This window comes from Streptomyces sp. NPDC090741, from assembly GCF_044769045.1.
In the GTDB taxonomy this organism is placed as follows: Bacteria; Actinomycetota; Actinomycetes; order Streptomycetales; family Streptomycetaceae; genus Streptomyces.
In genome coordinates this window covers 1-11,813 of sequence record NZ_JBIVXF010000031.1, presented here as the reverse complement: position 1 = coordinate 11,813, position 11,813 = coordinate 1, and the positions used below count along the sequence as shown (strand labels likewise).

The 11,813-nt window shown below is 68.2% G+C and carries 7 protein-coding genes and 1 tRNA gene; 3 read left to right on the top strand and 5 right to left on the bottom strand.

The features are described 5' to 3' along the window. Positions 1-154: 154 nt before the first annotated feature. On the bottom strand, positions 155-1,567 hold the full coding sequence (locus ACIQU4_RS41325; protein ID WP_403742785.1) for a serine/threonine-protein kinase: 1,413 nt from the start codon (positions 1,565-1,567) through the stop codon (positions 155-157). A 446-nt stretch (positions 1,568-2,013) separates the two neighbouring features. Between ACIQU4_RS41325 and ACIQU4_RS41320 the strand changes: the two genes are divergently transcribed. After that, positions 2,014-3,045 carry an ATP-dependent DNA ligase gene (locus ACIQU4_RS41320; RefSeq protein WP_403742783.1) on the top strand — a complete coding sequence of 344 codons (1,032 nt, stop codon included), beginning with the start codon at positions 2,014-2,016 and terminating at the stop codon, positions 3,043-3,045. A gap of 103 nt (positions 3,046-3,148) precedes the next feature. Beyond that, entirely contained in the window at positions 3,149-3,865 is a 717-nt protein-coding gene (locus tag ACIQU4_RS41315; RefSeq protein ID WP_403742780.1) for a hypothetical protein, read from the top strand. A gap of 404 nt (positions 3,866-4,269) precedes the next feature. On the opposite strand, the gene ACIQU4_RS41310 is transcribed toward ACIQU4_RS41315, so the two are convergent. Both ACIQU4_RS41310 and ACIQU4_RS41305 read right to left on the bottom strand, forming a co-directional pair. After that, entirely contained in the window at positions 4,270-6,408 is a 2,139-nt protein-coding gene (locus tag ACIQU4_RS41310; RefSeq protein WP_403742778.1) for an NACHT domain-containing protein, read from the bottom strand. A gap of 164 nt (positions 6,409-6,572) precedes the next feature. Next, positions 6,573-9,218 (bottom strand): Helicase associated domain protein, encoded by a 2,646-nt coding sequence (locus ACIQU4_RS41305; RefSeq protein WP_403742776.1) that lies wholly within the window; start codon positions 9,216-9,218, stop codon positions 6,573-6,575. 236 nt (positions 9,219-9,454) lie between these two features. On the opposite strand from ACIQU4_RS41305, the gene ACIQU4_RS41300 reads away from it, so the two are divergent. Beyond that, complete coding sequence (locus ACIQU4_RS41300; RefSeq protein WP_403742773.1) at positions 9,455-10,090, top strand: DUF6338 family protein; 636 nt, start codon at positions 9,455-9,457, stop codon at positions 10,088-10,090. A gap of 489 nt (positions 10,091-10,579) precedes the next feature. Here ACIQU4_RS41300 and ACIQU4_RS41295 read toward each other — a convergent pair whose 3' ends face one another. Both ACIQU4_RS41295 and ACIQU4_RS41290 read right to left on the bottom strand, forming a co-directional pair. Then, positions 10,580-11,137 (bottom strand): hypothetical protein, encoded by a 558-nt coding sequence (locus ACIQU4_RS41295; RefSeq protein ID WP_403742770.1) that lies wholly within the window; start codon positions 11,135-11,137, stop codon positions 10,580-10,582. 273 nt (positions 11,138-11,410) lie between these two features. Continuing rightward, a tRNA-Asp gene (locus tag ACIQU4_RS41290) sits at positions 11,411-11,486 on the bottom strand. Between the last annotated feature and the right edge of the window lie 327 nt (positions 11,487-11,813).

Below are 11,813 nucleotides of genomic sequence, written 5' to 3'. Positions count from 1 at the left end.
CCCGACCAGGCCGGACCGTGCCGGCGCTGACTTGTTAACTGCACCGTTCTTGGGTCGTTGGGCAGGGCGATGTGGAGCCTGTACAAGGAGCAGTCCTGAGATGCCCGGCCCGCTACCCGTTCGGCTGGGCGTTATAGTCCGGCTCACCCGGCCGTCATAGCGTCGAAGCTTCAACGGTGTTGGACGCGTCATGCTCCGACCGGGCTCGCCGGGTTTTGTCGTCGCGGTAGCAGTACGTTCCGATGGTCAGGACACACACCGCGTAGTAGAGCAGCTGGAGCGTGTAGGGGCTGTCGTACAGGATGCCGTCCTTCCAGCCATCCCCATACCACGAACCCTGCTTTTTGATCGCATCCACCACGAGGACCCCCGCGACGAGCGCCGCGGGCGCGTACCCCATCCAGCGCGTAAGCCTTCTGGAGCGCGATGTGAGCACTGCTGTCAACACCCAGATGACTCCCAGAGAGAGGGTGATACCGAATCTGCCCTCGGAAGGGATCAGCCAGTTGTAGAGCAAGAACAGGCCTGCGGGGAGGACGAACCGCGTCGCGATGTCCATGCCCACAAGCAGTAAGCGACGGTATGTCGGGGTATTCGCTGATGCCGCACCCGGCCGCACGGGGACCTTGTTCGCGCCTGGGGTGGAAACCAGTGGCGGTAGCGGAGTCGTGCCGGGCGTTGTGGGGAGGCGGGTGCTGTCGGCCGCCGGCGGCGCGTGCTCGGGTGCGTGGTCGAGTTGTCGCAGTGCCCGGGAAAGGTCGGCGGCGTTCGCGTACCGGTCGTCGGGGTCCTTGTGCAGCAGGGTCAACAGGAGGTCGTCCCAGGCGGATGGGATGCCGATGGAGACCGAACTGGGCGTGGGCGGCTCCTGGGTGAGGTGTGCCGAGAGGTAGCCCACGCTGTCGGGAGCCTGGAACGGCAGCCGGCCCGTGATCAGCTCGAAGAGCAGACAGCCGAGCGCATACAGGTCGCTGCGCGGTTCCGGGAAGCCCCGTGCCTGTTCCGGTGCCATGTACGCGGGCGTGCCCACGATGAAGCCTGTCTGGGTAAGGCGGTCCGCGGTCGCGTAGGGGTCGGCCGCCCTCGCGATACCGAAATCGAGGACCTTCACCAGGCCGGAGGGAGTGATAAGGATGTTGGACGGCTTGATGTCCCGGTGCATGACTCCGATGTCGTGCGCGGCGGCCAGAGCGTCGCATATCTGCGCGCCCCATCGGGCCGCGTCCGGTAAGGGGACGGCGCCTCGGCGCAGCATCGCGTCCGGGCCCTCGCCCCGGATCAGCTCCATCACCAGGAACGGTGCCTTGCTGTCCCCGGCGCCGGCTTCGCCGAGGTCGTGGATGGTCACGATGTTGGGATGCTGCAGCCGGGCGGTGATCCGTGCCTCGCGCAGGAACCTGGCGCGCGCCTCGTTGCCGCGGCTTCCGCCGCCGGCGAGCAGGGAGATCACCTTGACCGCGACGGGCCGGCACAGCGTCTCGTCCAGCGCCTCCCACACTTGCCCCATACCGCCCTCGCCGAGCTGTCGCACCAACCGGTAGCGACCTCCGAGAAGCTGGTCTCGCACTGCCGTGCCTCCCCGTCTCAAACATTCCGGTCCCTCCCGCCAACGAACCGGCACGATGAGGATCATGACGCGATTCCGAAGGCGATGCCCCCGATACCCGGAAAACCGCCAGAAGGGAGGGGCGTTCGCCAGGGCGGTCACCCCCGTGGGGACATCGGAGCAGCCGCCTGAAACGGGGCACTAGGCTCACTAACGCCGTGTCCTCATCCCCGCTCACAATCGGGTGAAGTGCAGAGAAGCCAGCGAACATGCGCGCGTTACGGAGTCGGTGGGAACCCGCTCTGCCAGGAGTGCAGAGTCCTGGTGGTCGCGGCCCAGCAGAAACCCGGGCACCCGGGAGCCTGACGCGACGCGGCCTTGTGGCCGTACCTGTCGCGCCTGGGCGCGCCCGGCCGGGGAGGCTGGTGGTGCCAGGCGCGGAGCGGCGGTGAAGGAGGCCATCCCGAGTGGTCCTTACCCCGCCCTTCGAGCCGATGCTTGCCCAGGCCGCCGAGTACCTCCCCGGAGCCGGCGTCCTGGCGAGCGGCTTCGCGGCGGAGCAGAAGTACGACGGCCACCGGACGATCCTCTTCACCCCTACCGGCCCCGGCGGGCGATTCCTGTTGCAGACCCGGCGCGGCTCCCTGGTCCAGGACCGGTTCCCTGATCTCGTCGCGGCCGCCGCCCAGCTGCCCGACGGCCTGGTCCTCGACGGCGAGCTCGTTGTCTGGGACACCGCAGCCGGACGCCTGTCCTTCGAAGCGCTCCAGCGCCGGGCCGCCGCCCGCGGCCGCACCGCAGCTGCGCTCGCCGCGAGGACCCCGGCCTTCTTCATCGCCTTCGACGCCCTCCAGATCGACGGCACAGAGCTCCTGGCCCTGCCCTACTCAGAGCGCCGCCGAAGGCTCGAGGTGCTGTTCGCGGCCCGGCAGCTGACCTCGCCGTGGACGCTGTGCCCGATGACCACCGATCCGGCCAAGGCCCGGGAGTGGCTGGAGAACTGGACGGACGTCTCCGGCGTCGAGGGCATCGTCCTGAAGAAGCTGAACCAGCGCTACCGGCCCGGATCACGCGACCGCGCCTGGACCAAGATCAGACGCAGAGACACCACCGAAGCGATCATCGGCGCCATCACCGGCACCCTCGCCCGCCCCCAACTCCTCGTCCTCGGCCGCCGCGATGCAACCGGACGCCTCCGCCCCGTCGGCCGCACCGTCCCGCTGCGCCTCGACGCTGCCCGCGAGCTCGCCGAGCACCTCGCCTCGGCCGGCCCCGGCCATCCGTGGACGGGCGCGAGGTTCTCCTCGGCCTGGGGCACCCGCGACGTCCTAGACACCACACTCGTCCGGCCCGACCTCGTCGCGGAGTTCAGCGCCGACACCTCCATCGACCGCGGCGGCGTCTACCGCCATCCGATCCGCTACGTGCGCCTGCGCCTGGACGCGGCCGTCGACGACGTGCCCCGGTTTGGTGGAAGCGGGCCGCAGCCGCGGGGATGACCGGACTGGCCGACGCGCGGTGTTCTCCAGGGTGTCGGCCGGGTTGGGGGCGCGGGCGGGAGACTTCCGGGCATGGATGTGGACTCGGTGGCGGTGGAGTTGTATGGGCTGCGGCGGGTCCGAGTTCACCGCGGCCCGGGACGAGCACGTGGCCAAGGCCCGCAAGGCGGGCGACAAGCCGCTCGCCGCCGCGATTGCGGCATTGCGAAAGCCGACGGTCGAGGCGTGGGCGGCCAGCCTGCTGGCCCGCCGTCGGCCGGAGGAGGCGCACGGCCTGGTCCAGCTCGGTGAGGCGCTCCGTACCGCGCACCGGGCGCTGGACGCGGGGCAGCTGCGGAAGCTGTCGCATGATCAGCACGTGGTCATCGGCGAGCTGGCGCGTACGGCGCGCGCTCTGGCCGCCGAGGCCGGGCAGGCGGTGAGCGAGCCGGTGGTGCACGAGGTCGAGCAGATCCTCCACGCAGTCCTCGCCGATGCCGATGTCGCCGCGCAGTGGGAGGCAGGCCGGCTGGCGAAGGCTCCGGACGCGGTGTCGGCCTTCACCGGCCTGGAACCGCTGCCCGGCGCCGCTCCTCCTCGACGGCCGCAGGAAGACCCTACGGCCGGGTCCACGACGGAGCACGTCCGGTCCGCGGAACCGGACGCGGGCAAGCGGGCGGCCCGGGCGCGCCAGGAGCGGGCCTGGCAATCACGTGATATCCACCTGCGCTCGCCGCTGCGAGCGCCCGCCCGTAGCCGGGACCGTACACAGCATCCGCCCGTACCCGCCGCAGTTACCCGGCCTGTTGTGGGGCGGTCACTTCGACGGCGGCCGGGGTGATTGCCCGGCAGTCACGGGGCGGCCCCAGTCCCGAGCCCGGCGAATGCTTCGGTGCTGGGGCATCGCATGCCCGTTCCGTCCAGCCGCCAGAGCCCGCGGCCTGCGGGGCGTTACGGCCGCGTTGACGCCGAGTTCGGCCCCGCGCGCCGGGCCTTCTGGTTGCCGATCCAGAACGAGGTGCGGTGCTCGGTCCCGTCGGGCAGCCGCTCGACGACGGCGCGCCCTGGCAGGCCTCCAGGCCTTGCCTAGAGGAGGCCGCCCGTCAGGCCGCCGCCACGGGCTGGCGCGGTGATGGTGAAGGCCAGCGGCCGTCCGCGGCGAGGCGGTGCTCAACCGGCGTTGAGGGCCGGAGGAGCGGAAGATCAATGGGTCTATCACGGTCATACTGGAAGCGGCGGAGTCGATCACGAAGTCCCTCCGCCGGGCGTCCGGGGCGGCCATCGCGTGGGATACGGGGGGTGGGCGGATGCGCGACGTCTTGGTGGGGGTCCGGCGAGGTGGCGTTGGAGGTCGAGGTGGCGGAACTGGTACACCGCCCCAACTTGTCGCAGCACGCCGCGCTGTGCGTGAGCGTCGGCGAGGAAGGCCATGAATCGCCAGGGCACACGCCTGAGTACTGCTAGTTCGACACGTGCCACCAGGAAGGCGAGCCACACGGACTTGGCGCGTCCTAGCTGAGCGCCTCCGAGTCCGAATGGAATTCCAAATACTAGTCCGACCACAAGCGCGGCGATGATGGGCGGTCCGAGTAGCTGATAAAGGGCGGTGGCCGTGATGAGACAACACGTGAGCGTGATTGCGAAGGCCACGGTCCAGAATGAACGGCGGTCCTGAGCCAGGACCGCGCCGGGTCCCACCGCCTTGTTCAGGTCAGACTGTAGTGATGTCAGACCACTCAGAAGCCCGCCTGCGGCAATGCCCGGGAAGCCGCACAGGAGCCCCAATGCAACCACAAGCGTGAGCGCACGTACCCAGGAGTGGCCTTTCCAGCCCCAGCGGACGCCGCCTGCTGGGCTGGGTCTTGGATCAAAGATGAGCAGCACTATTTGCAGCACCGCCAGACACGCGCCTGCCGTCACTCCATATGCCGGGCCGAGGTAGAGAACACACATAAGGCCGTACGCGAGTCCGACCGCTAGTCCGGGGATAAGGGCGAGTGCCAATGTCGGGAGAGCGTTGTGGAGTTGCCACCAGGCGAGGTTGGGGGTGCCGTGGAGGGTGTGTTCGAGGTGGCGGGCGAGGAAGGTGAGGGTGTGCTCGGCTTGTTTGCTGGTCCATGGGCTGGGTTGGCGGTGGTGGGGGCTGTAGGCGGCGGGGATGAAGATCCGGAACAGGTGGGCGTCGACATCCTGGCGGGTGGGGAAGCGGGTTTGGTCGCGGAGTTCGTCTGGGTGGGCGAGGCTGGCGGAGTGCTCGTCGTCAGGGCGGGGGTTGTAGATGCTGCGAGCCAGGAACAGTCCCAGTGGGGTGCTCAGCGCCTGGGCGGCTGGGGTGCCGCTGCCCAGGGAAGCGGTGACCCGGCCCCATCGGGCCGCGGCCGCGATGTGGGTGCCGCCGGCGTCGCGTAGCAGGTAGGCAGCCGCCTGAGCGGCGTCGAGCGGGAGGAGCCGGATACCTGCGGCTCCGTTCAGAAGCAGGCCGGTGCCCGCGGGCGGGGTCAGAGCGCTGCGGTATTCGGTGGTGCGGCTGGAGAGCACCAGCGGCCGCCCGGGGCGTAGTACCTGGTTGATGGCATGCAGGGCGCGGGGGCGGGCTGCTTCGGGGAGTTCGTCCAGCCCGTCGAGGATGGGCAGGATGAGCCGGCCTTCAACCAGGGCACGCGCCCAGGTACCTGGACTGGGCTGCGGGGGTCTTGCGGGAGCCGCGTCGTACAGGGCGGGATGGTCCCGGGCGAGTTGGTCGGTCATCCACGCGTGCAGGTCCTGTCGCGCTGGATCCCATGAGGCCAGTGAGAAGAGGGCCGGCACCGGGCCGCCGGGCGGGCGGTGTTCGAGCTGGGTCAGAAGCAGACGGACGAGCAGCATGGTCTTGCCGGCACCTGGCTCACCGAGGACCACCAGGCGGCGCGTGGGAACACGCTCGAAGACCTGGCGGATCTCATCCCACTTGCCGGCCAGCACGCCGGGGCCGAGCGCCCACTCGGACGCGTCCCCCGGCGGGTCCTCAGGCCCGGCCTCGGCGAGATCCAGGAGCAGCGGCCACGACTCGACCAGATCCGCTTCGGCCGCCTCCCATTCCAGGGGCAGCGGGTAGGGGTCGTTGAGGCGGCGTACCCGCTCCTCGTTCTCCCACTGCTGGCGTATCCCTTGAGCCAGCTGGTCGGCCACGTCCTCCAGCCGGGCAGGAGGCGGTCCGCTTGTGCTGGTGTTGTGGCGCACGGCGGCGATCACCACTGCGGGCAGCCCTAGCAGCGCGACGAACACGCCGACCACCTTGCCCACGTCCTCCACTCGGTCCACGCCAAGGAGGACGGAGCACACGGCAAGAGCGCCCGCGAGCACTACCGCGTACAGCAGTCCAGCCCACTTCAGTGAACGTCTCACACGGTGATCATGCGTGAATCGGGAAGGGCTTCCCAGGATTGGCGCGGCCAGCGTTCTGACGCTGCCAGGGCTCAGTTTGCCGCTGAATTCCAGGGCTGTACGCCAATGCGCCCGTTACGCCCCCATGTGCAGCTCACACGTGCCTCGACACGTACCAGGCTTCACTACGCCCACTCCACGCCCAGCTCGGCGAGCGCGGTGCGCTGGTCTTGGGTGAGTTTGTTGCGGCGGGTTTTGGTGTTGGTGGTCCACACGCCCAGCTTCACGAGCGCCGGGGTGTCCTCGCCTTCGACCATGATCTGTTCTGCGTGGCCGCGGGGGACGCGGTGGTGGCCTTCGCGGGCGATGTACTGGGCGAGGGCTGCTACGCCCCGCTGGAAGGCTGCTGACGCTTTCCCCGGCGCGGCTGCACCCTTGGTTGCCGGGGCCGGGGCGGGCCGCGTGACGGGTTTCACGCCGATTTTCGACAGCCGGTGCTGCTGCGCCTGGGACAGTTCTGTCCATGAGTTGGCCTGTCGTTGGAGCCAGCGTCCGAGGTCGTCGCCTTCGAAGAGGACGCCGGGCTGGATGTCGGGCAGGATGCCGCTGGCTTCGGTGTCGGCGAGGTCGGCGAGGGCGCGGTAGTGGCGTTGCCAGTCCAGTGGCCAGGGGCATTTCCAGTCGGTGTCGATCGCGGTGAGCTGTGCGGCCCGGGTCTCGGCGGTCGTCTCGTTTTTTCCGAGGCCGCCGGTGCGCCGCAGGTTGGCCATCAGCTGCCCGATGGCCAGCTGTTCTCTGTCCTCGCCCCACACGGCATCTTGTCGGGGTGCGAGGTGGCCGTGGGCGCGCCGGTAGGAGCGGAGCAGGGCGAGTTTGGTTTCCCATGCTTCTTCGCCTGGTTCCCACACCATCCCTTGGCTGTCCAGCTGTTCCTTGCGGTGGTCTTCCAGTTCGTCGGCACGCAGGGCCTTGCGCTGCTGGTGGACCCACCGGCCGAGGGGGAAGGCGTCAGTGATGCCGACTTCGGTCTCGGTGTCGTAGGGGACGGCGTACAAGCCGGTGATCCCGTTCTCGGCGCGCCAACGGCGCAGCGCCTGGAAGCCCTCCAGCCACACCAGGGACTCGGGCCGGTACACGCGGGTGCGCAGGAATGCGGCGATGGTGGCGGCGTCGCGCGGGGTGGAGAAGTGCAGCAGCGCTGATTCCGTAGCGGCTTCGGTCTTGCCCTCGTGGTCCTGGCCGTCGCCTTCGCCGCTGGCCCCGATGATCCGGCCCTCCTTGTCGCGTCGGAGGTGGGTTGTGCGCTGCCCGCTGGTGAGGGCCCGGTTCGCGAGTTGTTCGACGATGTGTTCGGAGTGTGAGCGTAGGCCCTCTAGTACGGCGACGAGGGGTGCGTACGAGGCGGAGGCGATCATGTCGTCGGGGTTTTCGCCGGGCTGGAGGAAGACGGGCACGATGATCCGGGCGGTCTTCTGGGTGCCGTCGGGGTTCGGCCGCAGGGCCCGTCCGATGTTTTGGACGATCTCGACCTGCGACCCGCGGGTGTCGGCGAAGCAGATTGCTTCCACCCCGCGTTCGCCGACGATGTCGACGCCTTCGCCGAGGACGCGTACGGAGGCGAGGAAGGCGCGGTGGACCCGCTTGCCGTCGGCTCCGATGCCGTTGGCGAACTGGCGGATGACCTCGCGCCGCTCGGTGACGAGGTGGTCGCCGCACAGCCATGCGGACCACACGCGGTCCGGGGGTACGTGGCGGCCGGCCTCGAGCTCGTAGAACTCGGCGTCGATCGACGACTTCGGGAGCCTCGAAGCCTCGGCCAGGGCCTGGTCGGATGCTTCGGTGACGTACAGCTCGGCGGCGGTCTCGGGCATCTTCTCCGCGAACGCGGCGGCTTCCTCCACCCGCTGGTGGAACGTCATGACGGTTTTGAGGTTGTGGCGGCCGGAGTGCTCCAGGAGCGCCGTCTGCAGCAGGGCGAGGCGCCGTCCCCGCAGCGCTTCCTCGGACAGCCCGAGGGCGGGGGATGGGTCGCGGATCTCGAGGACGTCGATCTCGAATCCGGCGAGGATCTCGCGCGTGATCGCCTCGGACAGTCCGAGCTCGTAGATCCACTCGCCATAGGGGCCGTCCGGGTCGGAGACCATGGAGGCGATCTCCAGGCCGTGTCCGTCTTTGCCCTTCTGCGGCCGCGCCGCGGCCAGGATCCGCGGGGTGGCGGTGAGGTAGAGGCGGAAGTCGACCGGGATGCGGGCGTTGTCGTGGATCGCCGACCATGGTCGGCCGAGGTCCCCGGCCGTGCCGTGCGCTTCATCCACCACGGCGAAGTCGAAGTGGTCCATGGCTTGCCCGTAGAGCCGCTCCCCGCCCGCGAGCGCGGCTTCCAGAGGCCCCCGAACCCTCCGCCGGCCCGTCACATCCCCAGGATCATCGCGGTCCACGAGGGAGGCGTACGTGGCGAACACGACGACCGGCCCGGACCCGGCCCACAGTGCCAGCTGGATCGGGTTGGTCGTGGTGCGCACGGCGAGCTGCTCCAGGACGTCGTCTTTCTCCAGGGAGCAGACTGCCACCATGGGCGCCCGGTGGCCGACCCGGCGCCATGCCTGGGCGGTCTGCACGAGGAGGTCCAGGGTGGGGGCCGTGACGAGGATCCGGCTGTCCCGGAAGCACTCCAGTGCGGCCGTGGCGGCGGTGATCGTTTTCCCTGAGCCGGTCGCTGACACGACGGTGGCACGAGCACCCTCTGCCGGTACCGTGTTGCGTGCAGGGAATCCCGCCCAGCTTCTAATACGTGAATTCGCCTGAACCTGGTGTTCTCGGAGCTTGATCATGGAAGAGTGTCGCTCCTACCAGCGTCGTTGCTGCCCTGATGGTGAGATGACCGCTTCATTCGGTGCACATCGGAAACCCTCTATTTTCTCCAATGCTACATGCTGCATCAATGATGCAGGTCCTGGAGCGGGCCGGAGGCGTGAGGAGCCGGGCCGTACGAGGTGGTGGATGTTCCGCGTCGGCCGACTGGGCTCAAGTAGGCTGGACTGCAAGGGAAGTTGGAGGGAGGAGGCTTATGGGAGGGGCTCCGGCCACCCTTGTTCAACTGGCATTGATTGTCCTGTTTGTCGCCCCCGGGGTGACGTACCAACTCCTTCGGGAACGTCGGCGTGGGTCGACACCAGGTGAGCAGGACATTGCCCAGCGAGTGCTGCGAGCGCTGATCGCATCCGTTGTGCTGGATGCGCTTTACGTTTTGATGATCGGCCCGCAATTAATCAGCTTGTTCGATATCGGGCAGGGGTGGGATGGCCTGCGTCAGCATCCCCGGTCGGCTGCTGCCCTGGTTCTGGGACTGGTCTTCGCCGTTCCCGCTGGAGTCGCGTGGGGGTTCTCCGAGTTGGAACGCCGCAGACTTCGGGGTAGCTATCGCAGCACGCCGACTGCTTGGGACCATGCGTTCCGTGACTGCCCGCCGTCGTTCGTGCGTGTCCGCCTGAAAGACGGTTCCTGGATTGGTGGGTGGTATGGGGCGAAATCGTATGCCACTTCCTTTCCTCATCCTCCAGAGCTGTTTCTGGAGCGGTCTTATCGAATGAGGAGCGATGGCGGCTTCAGTTCCGAGGTGGCTCGATCCATGGGGATCTATGTCAAGTGCGCTGATATCGACTTCTTTGAAATTCTCGCGAACTCGGACAACGGAGGTACATGATGAGTCAGAGCGAGAACGACGCAGGGCAGGAAACCGCCCCCACCGGTGTGAACTCCGAGGTATCGACCTGGCTTTCCCCAGGTCGGGTCGGTGATCAGGAGCAGATCAGAGAGGGCTACAGTCCTGCCGATGAAACGGCTCAGCCGGGCGTACTCCCCGACGGACCTGCGGGCGTTTCCTCCAGCCACCCGGAGATCATCTCAACCGTATCCGACACCACACGCGGTACCTCCGGTACGAGCAGTACAAGCAGCACGGGCGGCTCCGGCATGGAAACGAGCTGAGGCCACCCACCAGGCCAATCGACCTCGAATATGCGGCCTCCGGTCACCGCTAGCCCAGCAGGAAGCCGGGCGGGCCTGTTCCTGGAGGCGGAGCTGGAAGGAGCCTGGGTGGGGGAGCGGAGCGGCCCCGCCCAACGGGTCGGAGGCTGGTCCGGTGAGACGTGGCCGCTTCCGCTCCGGATGCTGTTTGCGCTGAGATGTTGCGTCAGGGGCCCAGAAAGGCGCGCAGGAGTGTTGCGGCTATGGATGCGACGCCTTCGGCCCTGGTCCAGTCGATGGTCTGTTGGGGCGTCGTGGCGTTCCGGTTCCAGGCGGTGAGAAGGTCCCTGCTTTGGATGGCGAGCAGGCCCATGCAGACTTTGAGCTGCTTTCGGGCGAGATCGACGGGAAACCCGGGGGCGATGGGGAAGCCGGTATGTAGGCTGGGTTGGCCTTCGGGGCTGACCCCAAATGCTGGCAGGCCGTTCCAGTTGTAGGTGTCGGTCAGCAAGGCGTGGGTGTTGCGGATCGTAATATTGTTGAACTGGACTCTTGCAACCAGGCGCCCGGCTGACACGTTGCGCTCGACGTCTAACCATCGGTGGACTTCCCAGGTGACGATCTCAATTCCATCGATTGTCACCAGGTAGTTAGGGTTCCCATCAGCGGCTGACGTTATCCGTTGGATGGGTACCTCGTCGGCTGGGATGTTCCAGCCATCGGCTCGGTCGAAGATCTTGTCCAGCACCCAGGTTTCAATGGGCCTTGGTTCGTCCCAGTCCATGTCATCCCCCTCGTATCAGAGTGTAGGGCGGCCCGTTGACCGGGGCGAGGGCACCTGCGGATATCCACTGGAGGAGCCGAATCGAAGCGCCGGCCTAACGCGCCGTAGATGCAGACCGAGTGAAACGAAGTCAGCTCCGGGTGGAGCGAAGCGAAACCCGGAGACCTGTCAGGGTGTGCGGCTCCATGGCCGGCAGTGCAGACTCGCCCTTAGCTGCCCGCGGAGCGGGCCCATGCTGGAGTTGGAGGCAGGGCTGGAAGGCTTAGCGCGCGGCGGGGGCGGGCCGGATTCGAACCGGCGTCATCCCCTCCTGACAAGAGGGCGCGTCTACCTCTGCGCTACCGTCCCCGCCGCGGCTTGTACAGCCTATGTTGCTGCTGGCTGGGCCCGCGTAGCGGGTCCATGGTTCTGGAGGCGGAGCCGGAAGGACCCCGGGGTGGGGGAGCGGAGCGGACCCGCCCAACGGGCCGGAGGCCCGGACCCCGTGAAACGGGGTCACCCAGGCCTGCGGAGCAGGCCCCTCGGCTGGAGCGAAGCGAAAGCCGAACAAGGTCCTAAGCGAAGCGCAGGACTCCGGCCCGAAGGGCCGGCCCTGGCTCGGCGAAGCCGAGCCCCGTCGAGCGCAGCGAGGCGGTTCTCTCCTGAGCGCGCAGCGCTCAGGGACCCGCTCCGCGGG